Origin of the sequence: Sporosarcina sp. resist, from assembly GCF_014302295.1 — a bacterium.
GTDB lineage: Bacteria > Bacillota > Bacilli > Bacillales_A > Planococcaceae > Sporosarcina > Sporosarcina psychrophila.
Window position 1 is genome coordinate 4,735,503 of the sequence record NZ_CP060287.1, and the last position, 20,488, is coordinate 4,755,990.

The 20,488-nt window shown below is 42.1% G+C and carries 20 protein-coding genes; 8 read left to right on the forward strand and 12 right to left on the reverse strand.

The features are described from left to right. Positions 1–9: 9 nt before the first annotated feature. Genes H7992_RS22730 through H7992_RS22740 form a run of 3 tightly spaced genes read right to left on the reverse strand, consistent with a single transcriptional unit; the run spans position 10 to position 3,108 of the window. A complete protein-coding gene (locus tag H7992_RS22730) occupies positions 10–1,428 on the reverse strand; it encodes an amino acid permease (RefSeq protein ID WP_187046126.1) in 1,419 nt (472 codons plus the stop codon). A gap of 43 nt (positions 1,429–1,471) precedes the next feature. Beyond that, complete coding sequence (locus H7992_RS22735) at positions 1,472–2,233, reverse strand: dimethylarginine dimethylaminohydrolase family protein (protein ID WP_067213546.1); 762 nt, start codon at positions 2,231–2,233, stop codon at positions 1,472–1,474. A gap of 20 nt (positions 2,234–2,253) precedes the next feature. Then, positions 2,254–3,108 carry a dimethylarginine dimethylaminohydrolase family protein gene (locus H7992_RS22740; protein ID WP_067214094.1) on the reverse strand — a complete coding sequence of 285 codons (855 nt, stop codon included), beginning with the start codon at positions 3,106–3,108 and terminating at the stop codon, positions 2,254–2,256. 188 nt (positions 3,109–3,296) lie between these two features. Between H7992_RS22740 and H7992_RS22745 the strand changes: the two genes are divergently transcribed. Continuing rightward, the gene (locus H7992_RS22745) at positions 3,297–4,037 is read left to right on the forward strand and encodes an IclR family transcriptional regulator (RefSeq protein ID WP_067213547.1); all 741 of its coding nucleotides are present in this window, start codon (positions 3,297–3,299) and stop codon (positions 4,035–4,037) included. A gap of 96 nt (positions 4,038–4,133) precedes the next feature. Here the strand turns inward: H7992_RS22745 and H7992_RS22750 are convergent, their stop codons facing one another. The 6 genes from H7992_RS22750 to H7992_RS22775 form a co-directional block, all read right to left on the reverse strand. Further along, on the reverse strand, positions 4,134–4,961 hold the full coding sequence (locus H7992_RS22750; protein WP_067213548.1) for an undecaprenyl-diphosphate phosphatase: 828 nt from the start codon (positions 4,959–4,961) through the stop codon (positions 4,134–4,136). Between the two features lie 7 nt (positions 4,962–4,968). Further along, positions 4,969–5,580, reverse strand: coding sequence for a DedA family protein (locus tag H7992_RS22755; protein WP_187046127.1), 612 nt, complete (start codon positions 5,578–5,580; stop codon positions 4,969–4,971). A 1,478-nt stretch (positions 5,581–7,058) separates the two neighbouring features. Next, entirely contained in the window at positions 7,059–8,681 is a 1,623-nt protein-coding gene (locus tag H7992_RS22760; RefSeq protein WP_067213550.1) for a long-chain fatty acid--CoA ligase, read from the reverse strand. Positions 8,682–8,928: 247 nt separating this feature from the next. Then, positions 8,929–10,077, reverse strand: a complete 1,149-nt coding sequence (locus H7992_RS22765) for an acyl-CoA dehydrogenase family protein (protein WP_187046128.1) — start codon at positions 10,075–10,077, stop codon at positions 8,929–8,931. An 81-nt stretch (positions 10,078–10,158) separates the two neighbouring features. After that, positions 10,159–10,923: a 3-hydroxyacyl-CoA dehydrogenase gene (locus H7992_RS22770; RefSeq protein WP_370570018.1), complete on the reverse strand. Its 765-nt coding sequence runs from the start codon at positions 10,921–10,923 to the stop codon at positions 10,159–10,161. A 75-nt stretch (positions 10,924–10,998) separates the two neighbouring features. After that, positions 10,999–12,147, reverse strand: a complete 1,149-nt coding sequence (locus tag H7992_RS22775) for a thiolase family protein (RefSeq protein WP_187046130.1) — start codon at positions 12,145–12,147, stop codon at positions 10,999–11,001. A 188-nt stretch (positions 12,148–12,335) separates the two neighbouring features. On the opposite strand from H7992_RS22775, the gene H7992_RS22780 reads away from it, so the two are divergent. The 5 genes from H7992_RS22780 to H7992_RS22800 all read left to right on the forward strand — a co-directional run bounded on the left by H7992_RS22780 (position 12,336) and on the right by H7992_RS22800 (position 15,807). Further along, complete coding sequence (locus H7992_RS22780) at positions 12,336–12,686, forward strand: lmo0954 family membrane protein (RefSeq protein ID WP_187046131.1); 351 nt, start codon at positions 12,336–12,338, stop codon at positions 12,684–12,686. 16 nt (positions 12,687–12,702) lie between these two features. Beyond that, a complete protein-coding gene (locus H7992_RS22785; protein WP_067213554.1) occupies positions 12,703–13,341 on the forward strand; it encodes a PspA/IM30 family protein in 639 nt (212 codons plus the stop codon). A gap of 114 nt (positions 13,342–13,455) precedes the next feature. Then, entirely contained in the window at positions 13,456–14,157 is a 702-nt protein-coding gene (gene liaF / locus H7992_RS22790) for a cell wall-active antibiotics response protein LiaF (RefSeq protein WP_187046132.1), read from the forward strand. Then, positions 14,154–15,200 (forward strand): sensor histidine kinase, encoded by a 1,047-nt coding sequence (locus H7992_RS22795; protein WP_187046133.1) that lies wholly within the window; start codon positions 14,154–14,156, stop codon positions 15,198–15,200. Before liaF ends, H7992_RS22795 begins: the two co-directional genes overlap by 4 nt. Beyond that, positions 15,175–15,807, forward strand: a complete 633-nt coding sequence (locus H7992_RS22800; RefSeq protein WP_067213557.1) for a response regulator — start codon at positions 15,175–15,177, stop codon at positions 15,805–15,807. The genes H7992_RS22795 and H7992_RS22800 overlap by 26 nt, the downstream gene beginning before the upstream one ends. Positions 15,808–15,866: 59 nt before the next feature. Here the strand turns inward: H7992_RS22800 and H7992_RS22805 are convergent, their stop codons facing one another. Continuing rightward, positions 15,867–16,340 carry a DinB family protein gene (locus H7992_RS22805; RefSeq protein ID WP_231885736.1) on the reverse strand — a complete coding sequence of 158 codons (474 nt, stop codon included), beginning with the start codon at positions 16,338–16,340 and terminating at the stop codon, positions 15,867–15,869. Between the two features lie 84 nt (positions 16,341–16,424). After that, on the reverse strand, positions 16,425–16,748 hold the full coding sequence (locus H7992_RS22810; RefSeq protein WP_067213558.1) for a hypothetical protein: 324 nt from the start codon (positions 16,746–16,748) through the stop codon (positions 16,425–16,427). Positions 16,749–17,026: 278 nt separating this feature from the next. Between H7992_RS22810 and H7992_RS22815 the strand changes: the two genes are divergently transcribed. Together H7992_RS22815 and H7992_RS22820 are read left to right on the forward strand one after the other, a co-directional pair. Continuing rightward, positions 17,027–17,125 (forward strand): YjcZ family sporulation protein, encoded by a 99-nt coding sequence (locus H7992_RS22815; RefSeq protein WP_156476121.1) that lies wholly within the window; start codon positions 17,027–17,029, stop codon positions 17,123–17,125. A gap of 297 nt (positions 17,126–17,422) precedes the next feature. Continuing rightward, positions 17,423–18,067 carry a CPBP family intramembrane glutamic endopeptidase gene (locus H7992_RS22820; RefSeq protein WP_187046134.1) on the forward strand — a complete coding sequence of 215 codons (645 nt, stop codon included), beginning with the start codon at positions 17,423–17,425 and terminating at the stop codon, positions 18,065–18,067. 83 nt (positions 18,068–18,150) lie between these two features. Here the strand turns inward: H7992_RS22820 and H7992_RS22825 are convergent, their stop codons facing one another. Further along, positions 18,151–20,424: a sensor histidine kinase gene (locus tag H7992_RS22825; protein WP_187046135.1), complete on the reverse strand. Its 2,274-nt coding sequence runs from the start codon at positions 20,422–20,424 to the stop codon at positions 18,151–18,153. Positions 20,425–20,488 lie beyond the last annotated feature (64 nt).

The following is a 20,488-nucleotide window of genomic DNA, read 5'->3' on the forward strand; positions in this document are numbered from 1 at the left end:
AATTCTCCTTTAATTTACAGGTTTCACTTTGGTTTCAACACTAACCTTGTTCTTTTTTTCCAACCTGAATTTATAAAACAGCATACATGCAACTAAAAATCCGACCCCGTAGTATAACCCAATCCGCTGTGTTGGATCGAATGCCAAAAAGACGAGAATAAGAAGACAAAAGGCGATACAAAACAATGGGACATAAGGATAGAAAGGGACTTTATATTTTAAGTCTTCCAATTTTCCGCCCTCTTTCAAATAGTGACGACGGAACATCAATTGAGATGTCGCAATCCCCATCCACGAAATTGTGACAGCTATTCCTGCAATCGACATGAGTAATACGAACACTGCCTCTGCTTCCATCACACTTGTCAATAATGATAAGAGGGAGAACGACATTGTGAAGATAAGTGCATTGAGCGGTACTCTATTTTTCGATAATCGCCCGAACATCTTAGGTGCCATCCCTTCGTTTGACATTGCCCATAGAAGTCGCGTTGACGCATATAAACACGAATTTCCCACTGACAAAATCGCCGTCAAGATAACAAAGTTCATAATACCCGCCGCGTACGGAACGCCGGCAATTTCCATCAATGTCACAAACGGACTGGCAAGTAAACCAAGTTCGGATGCAGGAAAAATAGCCGATAAAACAATAATCGAAGCGATATAGAAAATGACAATTCTAAAAATTATCGTTCGGATTGCTTTTGGTATGTTCTTTTCAGGATTTTCTGTTTCCCCTGCCGCAATTCCAACCAACTCCGAACCTTGATAGGAGAAGATAACGTTCATCATCGTCACAAACACGATCGCGATGCCCGCTGGGAATAACCCTGTAGGAGCTAAATTTGTTAAGAAGGGTGTTGAACGACCTTCCATAGGAATGAAGCCAAAAATCGCCGCAAACCCAATGATAAGGAACAAAATAACTGCAAGGACTTTAATACCTGCAAACCAGAATTCAGCTTCTGCAAATCCTCTCGTCGACAACGCATTCAAAGAGAATAAGAGGACCATAAATATCAAACACCAAATCCAAATCGGAACATTTGGGAACCAATGTTGCATAAGTATTCCAGCAGCAGTGAATTCCACTCCCGCAGTGGCAGCCGAACCTACAAAATACATCCAGCCAAGTGAAAAACCAGCCGAAGGACTAATATAACGCGTTGCATATGTTTGGAAAGACCCTGTCACAGGCATATGGACAGCCAGCTCGCCAAGACAAACCATAACCATATATAAAATCAAACCACCGAATAAGTATCCAAGCAGCGCTCCCCCCGCGCCGGCTTGATTAATTGTATAGCCTGCATTCAGAAACAGACCGGTTCCAATTACTCCTCCCAGAGAGAGCATAAACAAGTGACGGCTTTTCATAGAACGTTTTAATAGATTATCTTGCGGTTGTTCCCCTTTGTTTGACATGATATTCACTCCCCTGTTTTCCCCATTTACTTTTCGATTACGGTTAGAAGCGTAATGACAAACAGCTTAATCCGCCGTCATGCTTCTGAACTTCAGACATTTCCAGTTCGATTGTTTCATAGCCCGCTTCATTAAATTTACGTTTTGTTTCTTCATATCCTGACGGAATAATGACATAATCATTCACACGGATACAGTTGGCTGAATACTCGTCTTCCTTACCTATAACAATTTTTTCATATGAATCAAATGCTGGATGATCCACAAATTCTCCCGCAACGACCATCCGGTTATCTCCTAGGTAAGCAATTCCTGTTTTCAAATGGAAAAACTCTTTTAACGGAATAATCGTAGCTTCATAACCTTGTTGTTCTAATATCCCTTTCAATTGAAGTGCTCCTTCTTCATTCGTCCGTTCAGAAATCCCAATATAGAAATTGTTCTCCGCTTGAAGAATATCGCCGCCATCTAGTGTTCCTGGCGATTTTATATAGTGAAGTTTTTCGTAAAATCCTTTTAGAGTAGCTTCGATTTCCTTGATTTCTCCATTACGTGATTCCGCTCCTGGATTTGTAATAACCGCGAAATCAGATGTCAACACGGCAGCATCTTCTACAAATGTCGAGTCTGGGAATTCTTCGCTTGCTGGAAGATGTGTAACAGTCACGCCGCACTTTTCCAACGCTTCAACATACTTTTTATGCTGTTCTAGTAACTTTTCAAATACGGGCTTTCCTAAATCAGAAGTCGTCAATCCATTCAAATAGCTTTCCCCAGGTGTTTTAACAATTACGTTTGAATACATACCCATTCCACTCCTCATTTTTAGTTTCTTACTACGGGAGAAGTCAAACACGTTGGACCACCCGTCCCTTTTACACTTATTTCTTCACCTTTATATTCATAAACTGTAGCTCCAGCATCGAGCAATTGTTTTTTCGTGGAAGCGTTTCCAGAAACAATTACACAAACCCGTGGTGCCAGTGCCAACACGTTGCAACCAAGTGTGTCATATTCATCTTTCGGAACTTCAATTAGCTGGATTTTTCGTTCAATCAACAACTGCCGGAAAAAAACAGGCATTAGTGGTGAATGCACGACTGCCAAATCACGATCGACCATACTGATGAACGACATAAGATGCAGACATTCCGCTTCTCCTTGATCATGTGGTAGTTGAACGACGATGAATTCGTCGACGAAAGACGCTGTCATTTCTTTCAATTGCCGGATTGCTTCATCATTCGTACGGTATCCACGGCCTACAACAAGTGTCTTGTCGTCCAACCAAACAATATCACCGCCATCTGACACTGCGTCTCCAGTCAACTCACCAACAATAGCAATTTCTCTTTCTGCAAGAAACTTTTTATATACTACCGCTTCCGGTTGTCTCAGTTTTTTACCTGATTTCAAAATGATTGCTCCTGCTGGCGTAAACTTCACCGGATCATGTGCATACAACGAATCCATACCAACTTCAGGCGATGCAGGTAAATAATCAATCTGTGGGACATATTTTTCAAGAATCCCTATAAAATTCGAATACTCGCGAACCGCCTCTTTAAAATTCGGTTCCTCAAGGTAATTGAATGTTTTCCATTGATCCGCGAGATGATTTTGATTTTGAAAAGCTTCATTTGGATGCTTTACAATCACCCGTTCTAATGGACTGTACATTGATGAACAATAAGTCAATTTACGTCACCCTTTTCCGCATAGTGGAAAACGTTTCCGAATAACGGAAAGTTTATATATAAAATATATTCTCTTCATGGTACAATGTCAATGTATTTCAAATACTTTTAATTCTTTTTTTCAGAGTAATGAATTTTACTTAGTTATTTATATGATAGGTGGTGCTTTAAATGCAATCAATTGACCGCGCTATGATCGTAGCCAAAACTCTTGCTACACACACTTCAGAAAACGGAGTGTCTATTTCAGACCTTTCCAAGCAATGCGAATTACCACTCAGTACAATGCATAGATTGCTGAAAGCGATGATTAAACAAGGTATGGTGGAGCAGGATGAGCGTACGAAATGCTATCGGCTCGGAACGATTTGGTTAGAATACGGTTTGCAAGTGTATGATTCGATGGATTATGTCACTAAAATAAGGCCAGAGCTAGAACGTTTGAGCCATGAAGTAGATGAAAGTGTCTATCTAAGCCGCCCCGCAGGATTAGAAGCAATTATTTTAGAGAGAATAGATAGTGAAAATAATACAATCCGGATTTATGACCAACTCGGTTTGCGCATTCCAATGAATATCGGTGCGGCTAATAAAGCGATGCTTGCCAATATGCCTTCTTTTAAGTCCACGGACATTTTGAAGAAACTGTTGCCTATCGAACAATTGGCTCCAGTAGAAGTAACGCTAAAACAGATAAAAAAACTAGGATATGCTACGAGTCACGGTGAAAGGACGGAAGGTACTTCTTCTGTCGCGGTGGCCATTGTTGATGGATTAGGAGAAGTTGTCGGGGCAATCAGTATAGGCTTCGTCAGTTTCAATCTGACTGAAAATCGGATGGATTTCCTTATTGAAAAAGTTATGGAAACAGGTAGAAGGATTTCGGAAAAACTAGGTTCGAACAGTAATTAATCACCAATTTATAAGTAGATCAGATATTTTCAGACTGCATTGCAAAGACAAAAAAACGACTCCCGCGCACCAATGTGCAGGAGTCGTTTCAGATTCTTATAAAAACACAATAACCGCTAGCACAGCTGCTAATATAAGTCGGTAAATTGCGAACGGTACAAGCTTGACGCGTGAGATGAGCTTCAAGAAGAAGCGAATCGAGATAAGCGCAAAGATGAATGCACTGATGAATCCGACGATATAAAACGACAGATTATCCATTGATAAGTACTCCCAGTTTTTCAAAACCGATACAAGGCTTGCACCCATCATAATTGGAACAGCCATTATGAACGTGAAATCTGCCGCCGTTCTATGATTCATGCCGAACAGTACACCACCCGAAATCGTGGCGCCTGAGCGCGAAAATCCTGGCCATAATGACAGACATTGGACAAGACCAACCGAGAATGCCTGTTTGTATGTGATTTGGTCCAACGTTTGTACTTTCGGTTTTTTTGGACCAAATTTATCAGCCACAATCATAAGAATAGCCCCTGCCACCAAGGCAAAAATAACCGTTTCCACTCCGAATAAATAATCATCAATCAGATCTTTAAACGCAAATCCAAGAATGACTGCCGGAAGCATACCGATAATGACATGCCCTAAATTGAAACGTGAATTCATCTTTTTACCATCAATCTTATAAAGTCCGACTAGGCTAAAAAGACGTTTCCAAAATACGACGACAACCGCTAAAATCGATCCTAGCTGGATAACAATCTTAAATGTAATCGCGGGATATTTACCTAAAAACTCTTCTGTCTTCAGCCACATATCATCGACAATAATCAAGTGCCCCGTCGATGATACAGGTGCGAACTCCGTCATACCTTCAACAAATCCAAGTATTAACGCTTTAATCAAATCAAATAATTCCATAAGTTAGTTACACTCTCTTTCTACGGAAGCGAATATACCAAATGCAAATCACAATTCCGCCAATTGCTAGCAGTGCGTACGCAACGTTCGAATAGATGTCCATATAATGAACAATCGATTGCCAATTGTCGCCGACTGCTGCGCCGATCATAACAAGTGCCGTATTCCAGATCAGACTACCGATTGTTGTAAGTAAAATGAAGAGCGGGAAGTTCATATTCGACATACCTGCTGGAATCGAGATTAGGCTCCGTATTAGTGGAACTAGGCGACAGAGCAGCACTGTCCACGGACCATATTTGTCGAACCATGCATCGGCCTTGCGGATATCTTTTCGAGTTAGACGTAAAACGCCACCCCACCGATCAACAATTTTCTCAAGGCGTGCCACATCAAGAAATAACCCGATACTATACAAAATCATCGCCCCAATAATTGATCCGGCCGTTGCCGCAATGATTACACCCATTCGAGTCATATCCGAATAAGTCGTCATGAATCCACCGAATGTCAAAATAACTTCAGATGGTATTGGTGGAAACACATTCTCAATCATGATTAATAAAAACACACCAAAATAGCCAAACTGGTCCATAAATTCAGTAATCCAATTTTCCACGCTTCGCCCCCACCAACTATTACTTTACTAAATACCGAATGCAAGTGCAAACTGACTTCGTGAAATGAATAGACGTTCCTTTATAAGAAGAAGTTGCCTTTCTTATCAATTATTTTATGCAAAAGAGTCCATCCCTATGATTCTACGTCGGTATTACCCGCTTGAATCATTCTAGAGACTTGTTCGCTTTTTGTTGATAACGTCATAAAGTGCCGAGTTATCAACAGTCATCAGTTGATAACTCGAAAAAATGTTTATAGTTTCAGAATTTTCTATCGGAAATCATCTTTTTGGGTTATTAATCAAATTCTAAAGATAGATATCCACAATTTCCTCCCCAGTTAACAATTCCTCCACAATGATCAATGAAGTTATACACTACCCACCAAGCTATATATAATCCATAGTCTGGTAAGTTATATTTATACTGAATATCAGGAATACGATTCACTAAAGTACTAACTATCTGGTTGATTATTCAAGTACTAAAACCATACTATATATGCTGCACAAATGAATACGGCATATGCGCTTTACAAAGGCTTTTTTGAGGCCGCTGAAAAGTACTGATACTTGGAATGAAATAGAACTCCTACAAATACCGCTTCGACGCTTTGTGGATGCCTCCCGCGATAAGCCAGAAAGAAGACCGCTTTCAGTCTTATCACTCCGGCTACCACGAAGGCACGTCTTTCTTGAATATAAGTAGTATCAACTAGTAATCACCTTATAACCTCGCAAATACATCTTAAAATCACATTTCTCTCGATAATGAACAAGCCTAGCGCAGGGCATCCGAAAAGCACCAAGCGTTCTACAATCCACACCTCGAATTAAAACTCTCTCCTTATTAAGCGCCACAGTAAATTCAATGGGATTCTTTAATTCAACACATATAGGTTAATTAATCACGTCTGTTGATTAACCATTTCCTCACATAATATTCTTCTAAGGTAGGCGCGATTTTTTTCATTTGGACTAGTACTTTTCCGGCTCGCTTTCGGCTAAAATAATCACGATAGTTTTTCCGTGAGACAGGTGTGGCTAGTTACGACTTATACAAACCGAACCCTTTGCTGTTCGGTTGACTGCCTTTATCCAGGTAACAAGCCCACTATTCTTTCGTCTCAAAAAAGCTTTCGCACTTCATGTACTTGCACCTTTAGAGAGCGACAGATGAACGACCACCATACGATTACCGAAAAAATCTATAGGGATGCGACGAAGTAGCATCCTATAGATTAAGATACCCCGGTAAAGATATAGGAGTCGTTCGATCCAAAGCAATCTAAGCAACTGTACGGGGGATGCTTAGTATTTGATTAAGTTATTTTCTGGTTATTTCTAGTAAATCAACACGTGTGTTAATTTACTATACTGTTCTCATTGCGGAGCTTATTAAGGCCTGAAACGAATCTATATACGTTGAAATGAAAAAAAGACCAAACCAGTGTGGTTACGGCCCCTTTTTGTGTGTTTTACACTTGCTGATAATGTTCCGTCAATTGATTACGTAATGAGGCTTTCAGGAATTTACCGACGGATGTTTTCGGGATTTCATCCAAGAAGACAACATCGTCCGGTACCCATAATTTAGCGAACTGGCCTGCCAAATAGGTTAGCAACCGCTGTTTCATCTCTTCGTCAGCAACCTTCCCTTCTTTCAAGACAACACACGCCAGTGGACGTTCAATCCATTGCTCATGCGGTATTGCTATCACTGCCGCTTCAAAAACATCTTCATGCGTCATCAGCGCATTCTCCAAGTCAACAGACGAAATCCATTCGCCTCCACTCTTGATCAAATCTTTTGTGCGGTCCATCAATTTAAGATAGCCAAACTCTGTCATAACTGCGATATCGCCTGTGAATAGCCAGCCATCACGGAAGGCTTCTGCTGTACGCTCATCATTGTAATATTCGCTTGCAATCCAAGGTCCCCGAATAGCTAATTCGCCCATTGTTTTACCATCCCAAGGCGCATCTCCGGCTTCATTAACAATACGGACTTCAAGACCCGGCATCGGCATCCCTTGAAGTGCACGGACATCGATTTTCTCATCCATTGTTAAATCAGTCATCCCTGACGAATAGACAGATAGACTGACTAGTGGCGATGTTTCAGTCATGCCATAGCCAACGATGAACGGTACACCAAGTTTTTCTTCGAATGCACGGATCAATCCTTTTGGTGAAGCTGAACCACCGCTTACAACGGCTCTAAGTGATGACAAGTCTCTCGGACTCTCCTCCTGCTCCTTCAGCACTGCTAGCCAAATTGTCGGAACTCCCGCTGTTACAGTCACCTTCTCCTGCTCGATCAAGTCCAGCAACAGCTTCGGATTTAAGCCTGGCCCCGGCAGGACTTGTGTTGTACCAAAAAAGACCGCGGCGAATGGCATTCCCCATGCATTGACGTGGAACATTGGCACGACTGGCAGAATTACATCTCTCTCCGATAAGCCCATAGCATCAGCTAGTCCTAGCGCATAACTATGCAGAACAAGTCCGCGATGGGTATAGACGACTCCTTTCGGATTGCCCGTCGTAGCGGATGTATAGCACATGCCAGCTGGCGTATTCTCATCGAGATCCTCTGGGAATACAAAGTCTTCAGATGCTTCAGCTAGAAGTGCTTCATACGAATGGACATTTTCGAGAGATGTTTCAGGTATTTCAGTGCTGTCTCCCATGATGATATAATGTTTCACCGTTTTCAGATAAGGCGCAAGTTTTTCAAGATGCGGAAACAGATTATCATCGACAAGCAGGATTTCATCCCCGGCATGGTTGATAACGTATGCAATATGTTCCGGAGATAATCGTATATTGATCATATGAAGGATGGCACCTGTTCCCGGCACACCGAAATACGCTTCTAAATGTCGATGGTGATTCCAAGCAAACGATCCAACTTTCGTTCCGTGCTCCATCCCGAGTTTCGTCAGGGCATCTGCCAGTTTGCGTGTTCTTTTTGCGAACTCACGATATGGAATCCGGTGAATCGAGTTTTCTCCTGTTCGTGAAATAATTAATTTGTTAGGGAAATATTGCTCTGCTCGTTTAATAAAGGAAGATAATAATAGTGGTGTTTGCATCATACTAATCTCGCCCCTTTTCATGTAGAATATTTTTTACGTAAACAGTGCATTATAATAGTAGGTATACGTCACATATGGTCCCGAAAGATAATATGCCCTACGAAACCAAGTTATTCCTACTTATTTATATAGTTTGCAGTATTGAATACGGTGTACAAACTGAGCGTATGTGCCTTAAAAGGTTAGCCGAGCGCCAAGACAGATTCAATGGCGTTCTTTATATCAACTTATTAAGCAACCCTAATTTCTACAAGCCCATATTCTTCGCGATGATGACTTTCATGATTTCATTCGTCCCTGCGTAAATCGATGCCACAGGGATATCCCTGTAACGTCTCGCAATTTTATATTCTTCCATATAACCGTACCCACCGTGCAACTGCATACATTCTGCCGAAATTTCTCGCGCCGTATCGGTCAGCCAATATTTCGCCATCGATACTTTTGTGACGACATCTTTTCCCGCTAGATGATCTTCGATAAGTGATTCTAGAAACACTTTTCCAATCTCCACTTTCGTTGCAATTTCAGCAAGTTTAAACTGCGTGTTTTGAAACGAACCAATCGGCTTATCAAATGCTTTCCGCGATTTTACATACTCAAGTGTCATTTCTAGCATATCCTCTGATGCCGTTTGTGCGGCAATCGCAACAACAAGCCGTTCCTGCTGTAGTTTCTCCATTAGATAGCTAAATCCTTTTCCTTCTTCGCCAATTAAGTTCGTTACAGGTACACGGCAATCTTCAAAGAACAATTCCGCCGTGTCTTGCGAATGCAACCCTACTTTATCGAGTTTTCGACCTTTTGTGAAACCTGGCGTACCTTCTTCTATAATAAGCAAACTGACGCCACGATGTTTCGGTTCGGCATATGGGTCAGTTTTTACAGCAACGAGTATAAGATTCCCATTAATACCGTTTGTGATAAACGTCTTTTGACCATTCACGACGTAATGGTCCCCATCTTTAATTGCCGTCGTCCAGATATTAGCCAAGTCCGATCCTGTTCCTGGCTCTGTCATTGCAATAGCGGTAATATTGTTAGCGCTTACACAACCAGGTAGCCAGCGCGCTTTCTGCTCCATTGTGCCGAACGATTCAATATATGGAACAACGATGTCATTGTGCAAGCCTACCCCTGTGAGACCCGCGCCTACACGCTCAAGTTCTTCCCCGATGATTACACTAAAGCTGAAATCCAGACCAAGCCCTCCATATTTTTCATCCACTTGCGGGCAGAGGAACCCCATCTCCCCAAGTTTTTTCCAAAATGCGATTGGTATAAGCCGATCTTTTTCCCATTTATCGTAGTGTGGAACTGCTTCTTTCTGAAGAAACTTCCGAAGTGAATCTCGAAACATGACGTGCTCATCCATTTCAAATCTGTATCTCGCCAACGGTCTAGCCCCTCCTTTTGTAACATGTGCTTTGGAACGTGTTCGAGTTGCCATGTTTATCGGCGAACCATTGTTTCCAACTCACTTTGGTTGCATCCGAATCGCACCATCCAACCGAATTACTTCACCGTTGAGCAGTGTATTAGTAAATATACTTTCAACAAGCTTTGCATATTCATCTGGTCGCCCAAGTCGTTTCGGGAACGGTACCATTGAAGCAAGTGAATTACGTGCGGCTTCCGGTAGCCCGTCGAATAACGGCGTTTCTACAAGACCCGGTGCAATTGTCATCACTCGGATACCGAATGCCGCGAGTTCACGTGCAATCGGTAATGTCATTCCAACAACGCCGCCCTTTGAAGCACTGTATGCAACCTGTCCAATTTGTCCCTCGAAAGCAGCAACGGAAGCAGTATTCACAATAACCCCACGTTCCCCTTCTTCGTTTGGCTCATTTCCTTGCATTGCGGCCGCCGCAACACGAATTACATTAAATGTGCCTATCAGGTTTACTCGAATGACTTGTTCAAACTGGTCAAGCACCATCGGACCGCTACGCGACAACACTTTCCCAGGCGTCGCAATACCTGCGCAATTAACAACGGCTGTTACTTCTCCAAACTTCTCCTTTACGGAAGCAACGTTTACTTCCACTTCTTCCGCATCCGCAACATCCGTTTTGAAGAATAAAACACTTTCCTCTCCAAGCTCTCTTGCAAGTGCTTGTCCACGCTCTTCATTCCTGTCGAAGATAGCTGCCTTTCCTCCGGCGTTTACTATCCTCCTTACAGTGGCCTCCCCAAGACCGGATGCTCCACCTGTCACGATTGCCGTTACTTTTTCCATTTCCACACCTAAATCCCCCTAATCGAATACAACTAAATTTCATTTAGCAGGGGTTTGGCCCCTCACTGGATGAAATTAAATACGTTCAATAATTGTCCCGTTCGCCATACCCATTCCTTCGCAAATTGCGAGTAGCCCATAACGTCCGCCAGTCCGTTTTAATTCGTGAATCATCGACACCAGTAATCGCGTGCCTGTCGCGCCAAGTGGATGACCGAGTGCGATGGCGCCGCCGTTCGGGTTCAATTTCGTAGAATCAGCACCCGTTTCTTTCAGCCAAGCAAGCGGCACTGGTGCAAATGCTTCGTTCACTTCATACGTATCCATGTCTTCTATTGTAAGACCGGCCATTTTAAGTACTTTCCGTGTTGCTTCAATTGGACCAGTTAGCATTAACGTCGGATCAGAGCCAACAACCGCTCGTGCAACAATGCGTGCGATCGGCCTCACGCCAAGTTCGTCCGCTTTGTCGCGTGACATAAGGAGTACAGCAGATGCCCCGTCACTCATTTGACTTGCATTACCCGCTGTAATTACGCCATTTTCATCAAAGACCGTCCGTAATCCTGCCAACACTGCTGTTGTCGATTCGGGACGAGGGCCTTCATCTTTAGAAAATAGTTCTGTTGTGCCATCTTCTTTGGTGATTTCAACAGAAACAATTTCTTCTTCAAATTTCCCTTCATTAATTGCGTGAATCGCCTTTTGGTGACTTTCGAATGAAAAGCGATCTAGTTCTTCCCGCGACAGTTCCCACTTCTCAGCAATTCGTTCAGCTGATAGTCCTTGATTAATGATTTCATATTTTTCTAGGAGCATTGTACTTGGTTTTGCATCTCTCATATTGGACATCATTGGTGCACGCGTCATACTTTCAACTCCACCTGCAATGACGATATCCATATCCCCAGACAGAATAGCTTGTGACGCAAAATGAACAGCTTGCTGACTCGATCCGCATTGCCGGTCAATTGTCACACCAGGTACATGTATTGGGAATCCGGCGATGAGCGCTGCTGTCCTAGCAATATTCCCACCTTGTTCACCTGATTGGGTAACACAACCAAGAATGACGTCTTCCACGTCTTCTTTATTTATCCCTGCGCGTTTCATAAGTTCCTCAAGTACCACAGCCGCAAGTTCATCAGGTCTGTAGGCCGAAAAGCTCCCTTTTCTCCTACCTACTGCAGTTCTAACTCCCTGAACAATAACAACCTCTTTCATACCTACACCCCGTTATCCGAATTAATTAACTTTTCTTATAATAATAGAATACATGAAAACACTTACAAAATCTAGTATGACTTAGATCGAATCAGCCTCAAGTCCTAGGTGGAAATCCGCTTAGCGCCCGTTTGGACGAGCCGGAAATCGTTATAAGATTAAGCTACAAACGAAAGGAGGAACAACAAATGAAAAAACTAGGTCTTGCAGCACTTGGTATTACAGCAGCAATCGTTGCCCTTGCGAATCTCGGATCACTTCTCGCACTTGCATTTTCAGCATTGATTGCATACGCGGGGTTCCATTACTTCAGAAAGAGCACTTCCACAATCTCGAAATTGTTCTGGGGAGGCGTACTTGTCATTGGCTTGTTAACAGCAATAGCAAATGTACCGGCATTCATCGGAATCATTGCTTTAGTCGGTGTTCTGTATGTTTGGCGTAAATGGCATGGCTCAGAAAACAGTAACATCATCAATAACCCTACTGACGATCCATTCGTAAACTTCGAACGTCAGTGGAATGAAATTACAAAATAATGAGGAGGAACTAACTATGAACTCACTTTGGAATAGATTTAAATACTCGGTACAAGCAGATCTTCACACGGTGCTCGACAAAAAGGAAAGCAAAAATCCAATTGCCATGTTAAATCAATACATCCGCGAGGCAGAAAAACAGACCGAATCAATTGGGAAATTGCTTGAACGTCAAAGCAAACTAAAAACAGAACTGCAGAAAGAGTTGGCAGAAGCTGAAAAAATGTCAGAAAAACGTCGTAGTCAGCTTGAACTTGCACAAACTGCTGGTGAAGAAGACTTAATCGCATTTGCCGAGGAGGAAATTGCTGCGTACGATACGCGTGCAGCAGAACTTTCGGAAAGCGTTATGGAAACGGCTTATGAATTAATTTCACTGGAGCGTAAATTCGAGGAAATGAAACATAAAGTGAAAGATATGAAAGTTCGTCAGCTGCAATTGATGGGGAAAGAGAATGTGACCCGCGCCCATCACCGGATGGATCAAATCATCTCTCCTGAAAATGCAGACAGTAAAATGGCATCAGTTGGCGATATGAAAAAGTATATCGAAAACCTTGGCGGAAAGATTGAACGTGAGTACGAAACGTCATCAATGGACCGTCGCCTTGAGACATTAGAGAAAGAATCCGCAAAAGAAGTAGAAATTGTGTAAAATAGACTGTAGGATGCAGGTATGCAACCATCGCCGCAGGAATCGGTGTACTTAGGTTGTGTACCTTTTTTCTTATTTACAGATAATCTGACCTCAAGAATGGAGAATAACAAAATGAAACGAATCGATACAAGCAAAATCACATTTTGGGGGCTAACTTTCCTGCTACTCATTTTTGTCGAGGCAGCTTTCTTTCATAACGGCAATATCGTGTTCGTCCTTCTTGGTGCCGGACTAATTTATTACGGTTTGCGGAAACGATCGAAGCTGCTATTTTTACCAGGCCTGTTTTTTATCGCAATGGCACTTTTCACATTGTGGAGTTTACGGATGCTCATTTTCACCGTCATCATCTACGTCCTCGTAAAACTATGGAAGGGCGTGCCGTCAGAGGAAATAATGCGTCCTCTCAAAGATCTTCAACGAGAAACGCCCAACGGAATTTGGAAAAACAAACTATTTTCCGTCCAGTCATCCCCCTTTGCGTCTTATGAATGGGAGGACATCCATATCCACGGATTCTTTGGTGATATTCACATCGATGTAACGGATACAGTACTGCCAAAAGGAACTTCTTTAATTTCTGTTAGGCAAGGTATTGGAAAAATAAAAATTGACTTACCTTACGAAATTCCCGTACGCATTCATTACACGACATTAATCGGTGATGTTAAGCTTTTCAATATTTATCGAAAACGGCTCATTAATGAATCGCTCCATATGAAAGATAGCTATGAAGGAAAATCTGCTGATTCCCCTGAACTTATCATTACGCTTTCCACTTGGGGCGGAGATGTCGAGGTGACACGAAAATGAAGGCAGTCATCGGACGCGGACTTGTTTTATCATTTTTATTTATTGCGATTGCAGCGGTGTACATCTATTTTCTTCTTGGTTTGCCAATAGAGGAAAGTTGGTTTGCGTTTTATGAATTGCAATTTGCGAATGTTTCGCTTGGCTTGTGGATTTTGACTACTATTTTCTTGCTTGCCTGGGGAATCGCTATATGGACGGGTTTTTTAGGAAGTTCAAAAGAGAAAGCAATCGAGCAAAGAATAACAGGGTTGATCGACACTGAGCTAGAAACTGATTCAATCGAGAAGTTCTCTCCCCGTATGGACCGGGCAATCGGGACCGTATCAACGGTCATTCATACGCAGCGAAAAAGTCTGCAACGGATCATAGATGAGCGTGCGGAGGAGCAAGACAAACTTATCCAAGAACGAATTATACAAGAACGACAGCGACTCGCGCGCGAGTTACATGATTCTGTATCCCAGCAACTGTTCGCCGCATCGATGCTATTATCCGCTATTACGGAAAATAACGAAGTTGCTATCGCACAAAAACCGGTACTCCAAGTCGAGCGAATCGTCCAACAGGCGCAACTGGAAATGCGCGCCTTGCTACTCCATTTACGACCGGCGCCCTTGAATAACAAATCACTTGCCGAAGGACTTGAAGAGCTATTAATTGAATTAAGGGAAAAAGTGCTATTCGATATCCGATTCCGTTTGGAAGAAGTGACATTATCAAAAGGTGCGGAAGATCAGTTATTCCGAATCGCGCAGGAGACGCTGTCCAATACACTGCGCCATGCACAAGCCACGGAAGTCGATGTGCTATTTGTGGAACGAGACGGGCTCGCAATTTTCCGGGTGCAAGATAATGGTATCGGATTCAAAGATAGTGATGGAAAAGGCGGCTCATATGGTCTGCAAAACGTTAAAGAACGTGCAATTGAAATCGGTGGAACATGCAAAATCGTTTCCGTTCCCTCACAAGGGACGATTGTGGAAGTGAAATTACCTGCTCGAAAAGGAGATGGACCGAATGATCAAGATCCTGTTAGTGGATGACCATGAAATGGTGAGAATCGGTGTTTCTGCCTATCTACAGATTCAGCCGGATATGGAAGTCATCGGCGAAGCGGTAAATGGGCGCGAAGCCGTAGGAAAAGCACTTGAGTTACGCCCCGATATTATATTGATGGATATGGTGATGCCGGAAATGAACGGTGCCGAAGCAACTGCTGCCATCATTAAGGAGTGGCCGGAAGCAAAAATCGTTATCGTGACAAGTTTTTTAGATGATGACAAAGTATATCCAGCACTTGAAGCAGGCGCAATCAGCTATATATTAAAAACATCGAATGCGAAGCGAATTGCAGAGGCCATCCGTGAAACATTAAAAGGACAAACAGTATTGGAACCTGAAGTCACAACAAAAATGATGCGCAAAATGCGAGCAGGCAATGAACGGCAGCCCCATGATGAGTTGACGGAACGTGAACTTGAAGTATTATTGCACCTTGCGAAAGGTAAAACGAACCAGGAAATCGCAGATGATTTATTTATTGCACTGAAAACAGTGAAAACACATGTTAGCAATCTATTATCTAAACTAGAAGTGCAAGACCGGACACAAGCAGTCATTTATGCATTTAAGCATGAATTAGTAAATTGAAAAGCAGTCATCTTACGTCAGATTAAAACGGACGTGTGATGACTGCTTTTTTTAATGAATTATTCTGAAGCCAAACGGTTCAAAGCATTAATCATGCCTGCATGAACGCCTTCATGCCACACTGCAAATTGAACGACTGCCTCAACTGTCACCATTGTATGCAAGGGTCCAATTGACATCGGTTCCTGTAACGTATTGCTTAGTTTACCTTCGAGCGCTTTAACGACACGTTCTGGTTGTTCCTCTAATGCCGCGAGGAGCTCGTCTGTTGATGGAGCATTTCCTTCCCAGTCGTTAGGGCCTGATCCCGACACAAAAAGAGAGATCCATTCGGGATGGACAGGTTCATAACCTTCCACCGCTTTTTGAATGAGTGTTTCCATCGTTACAAAAATATGACCCGCATTCCAACGAATCGTGTTATTGAATCCTGTTGGTTGTGCATCCCAAGCTTCTGCTTTTGACTTTACAAGACGGCCAAGTGTATAAATACGTGTGAATTTTAACTGATTCATTGTTTCGATGACAATCATCCCTTTCTTTGCTTCTCTTCTACTCTACCGCATCTTATCTACAAATCAAAACGGTCGCTCCACAAAGGGACGACCGCTACTAAGTTATGGTTTAAATGGATCTTCGTTCGGTTTCTCTTTATTCCATTTTTCGTGTGTTTCTTGATCAAACTTGTTATCTTCTTGATGTTTTTCACCAAAAGGGTATTGTTCGCCCGACCTTGGCTTATTATAACCCGTGTCCGTTTTGTATGTTCCGTATGCTGACTGTTCATTCTCACCAGTCTTGTCCAAGGTGTTTTTTCTAAAGACATCCGATGTATTCGAATCGGATGGATCCGCGAGTGGAAGCTCATCGGAATTAGCTACCCCTTTCACTTTCGGTTCAAGATCTTCTTTGTTTGGGTACTTACCATCTGATTTTGTCATAGTATCTATTGATCCTCCTTCTTCGAATAGTGATTCTATTCCCATATTTTAAACTAATGATACAACACATTTCATTAAACAAGCAAGTAGAATCCCATACTAGACAGCAGGATGGCCACTCCAATTACCACGTCTATCCATCTACTTGTCAGCTAAACTATTCTTCTAAATAACCAAAAGCAATTATTTCTTTGGCAGTCGTAAAGGCGTTTGTACTTAGTGCCTAGTAATCTATTTGCATAAGCTAAATTAGACCATTCATGAAAGGAGTGTTGACAATGGGTCAATACGGAGGATATGAGAGCGGAAGCTCATTTGCGTTAATTATTGTGCTTTTCATCCTGTTAATTATTATCGGTGCTTGCTTCATTGGTTAATTAAGGATGTTGTGCATCTAGTACCAGCATACTTGCTATATATGTTGAAATAAAGAAACCACTGAATTTGCTACTGCGCTAGGGGATGCTGCCAGTCTTATGACTTTGGCTCCCCCTTAAAAGGCGCCTTCGCTCAATTTATATTGGTATTTATTTGGTCAACATATATAGTATTATTTTTTTCTTAGGGAGCGCTTGATAAGCGCTCCCTTTCCATATTTCCATTTTATTAATTTTAATGAAACTTTAGACATTATTTGGTCGTCCAATACTGAATCAATGATTGGAGGATCTACTATGATACGGGGAATTATTTTATCGTTATTCAGCATCACTTTTCTACTGTGGATCGAACAATCAGTAGAAGTTACATACATCTGGAAAACCGCGGCGAAAGTGACTCTATTCCTGCTCGTCCCACTCCTATTATTCCGCAAGACGGGATTCCCATTCTTACGCTTGGTCCAAACTGATCGAAAAAGCATGTTGTTTGCGATTGGTTCTGGAGTTGCGATTATGGGGATTATCTTTGCGGCGTTCATCATCTTACAGCCTTTCATAGATATTGCTGCACTTCTAGTTGACCTTGCTAGTGCAGGTATAACGACTACAACATTCCCGTTCATCGCTCTCTATATACTGTTCGGCAATTCGATGTTAGAGGAATTTTACTTCCGCGGTCTGTTGCCAAATCTTGTTGGCAAGTCTCGGATTCGGTTTATTTTACCGTCATTCCTGTTTGCCATTTATCATATTTCAATTTTTCTTCCATGGTTCAGCTCAGCTCTTCTTATACTCGCTGTGACAGGGCTCTGGGTTGGTGGAGTTATCTTTCAACTTGCCAATGAAAAAAGCGGAACAATTTTGCCCTCTTGGACGATTCACATGTGTGCAGATATTGGTGTACTACTTATCGGTGTCTATATCATGTACTTCTATTGAATAAGGCCGCATGACAAAAAAACTGTACACATTCCCCTTCTATAAGGGCTTTGCATACAGCTTATTATTTGTATATCTATTTGTTAAACCGCCGCCACGACGACCGTTACTTTGAATAAATCCCCATCTACTTCGATTTTCATATTCCCATTATGCAAATCAACGATGGATTGCGCAATCGCAAGACCAAGTCCTGAACCATCTGTATGGCGTGATGTATCCGCCCGTTTAAAGCGTTCATATAATTCGTCGATATTTTCACCGAGCTCATACTTCGTCACATTTTTCACGACGAATTCGGCCGTATCCCCTACTTTTCGAAGCGTAATATAAACACGGGTACCCGGCAATGTGTACTTGATGGCATTAACAATCAAGTTATCCAATACGCGCCACCATCTTTTCCCGTCCACATAGGCAACGAGTGCAGCTTCAGGGAAATTCACCCTAAAATCCAGTCCTGATTTCGAGATTTCTTCTTCGTGCTCTGCAAGGGCTTGTTGGAGTAATTGCGTCATATCAACACGCTGCTTGTTAAGCTCCAAGTTACCACTTGCCATTTTCGACACTTCGAATAAATCCTCGATTAACGTCTTCAAACGCTGTGACTTTTTGTCTAAAATGTCTACATATTTTGTACGTTCTTCAGCTGTAATGTCTTCCTTTTTCAAGAGATCCGTGTAGGTAATAATTGATGTCAATGGAGTCCTGAGATCATGACTGACATTCGTAATTAGTTCTGTTTTCAGGCGTTCGCTTTTCGCTTGTTCAGTCACAGAAATATGGACACCTTCACGAAGATTATTCAAATTCTTAGCGTGTTCCGCTAGTGGCGATTTCCCCTCAATATCAATTTCTTTGTGCAATCTCCCATTCGCCATCGCTTCCGTAGCAACCATAATGCGATTCAAATACGCTGTTCTTCTCACAAAGATATAGAGGAATGGCAATCCAGCAAACAAGACAAGCGGAATATAAATCATAATTAATATAGGTTGGATGAGGACAATGCAAAGTCCGATACCTGCTAGGAAAAAGCCAATTAACAGTAGGAACATTTGAATACCAATGGATCGATTCAAGAACATCCCTTGCCACGCAAGTATGAACCTCATACTGTAACTCTCTTTAATATCCTGTATTAGCGCTCCCCTAACTTTTACACGCTCTACAAGTAGGACCAATTGGAATACTATCGCCCATAGGAAGACCATTAAAATGACAAGCGTCATTCCGAGAATGACTCCGGATTCTAATCTATAATGAGTAAAAAATGTAACATAGCGGCCTACAGCATTCCCTAATAAAACCCAAAAAGCACTAGCTGAAAGCAATAGCAATGCTGCTTTCAGGTCAATTTTCTGCCGTTGGTATCTCTCTACATAATAGCTTGTCGTGACCCATTCCTTGTTGAAACGTATAACTGTCAGCAAAGTCGCTAAAGCAAGTATACCAAGCGTCCAAAGGACATATAAAATTAACTGTTTTTGATTATATTGTTTTACATTTTTACCCAGAGAACCTTTCTGCAATGCACTTTGCGGTACAACTACAGTCCCCTCAAACTTCTTCACAGTTTGTGGCTGAGTAGACTCCAAAGCGGCGTCTTGTGCATGCTCTGACGCAGTCTCTTCTGTTACGGTTGAAACAGTATCTCTGAACGCCGAAACTCCACTTTCATATGCCTCTGACGAATAACTATCATAATAAAAGTCATCCAACTGATCAGGCGCCGCAAAGAGATAACCTTCCTCCGCACTAAAAGTCTCTTTATAGCCCGTCGTAACATGGATATCTCCTGAAGTGAACTTTTCTCCCGTTTGACTATCCGTTAACTCATAAACAACAGGAAAATAAAGATTTTCCTCGGTGTTCTGAATGCGTCGCTGCAACTCTTCTTCTAGCTGTTTCTCTTTACTTGCACGGATCTTTACTTCTACATGCGCGTCCGATTCAAAGTTCTTCCGAATGTCGTCAATTTTCGCATCGCGCTCTTCTATCAATGTCGCTTTCAGCTTTTCACTTTTCACCGCTTCCGCATCGGTGATTCGTTGCGTATATTGCACTTCAATATTACCAATCTGCTCAGAAAGAGTACCATAGTAATTACGATGCTCTTCGATTTCGGATTTAGTAACTGTAATCTGTTTTTTCTCCGCTTCTATATCAATCGGATTCAAAACAGCTTGAGTAAGATTTCCATAAAAGTTATTCATTTCCCATTGAAAATCATTCGACTCTACATAGCTCTTACCAATATAACGTAAGTTGCCACCTGTCACTGAAAGCAATGCCGTTAAAAATAATACCGCTAATGAAGTCCACACAACAATTTGTATACCATATTTCTTTTTCACCATCATACACTCCCTTTCATCAGCCGTGTGAGATAAGCGATGGCCCGACTAGAACGCTCCACAC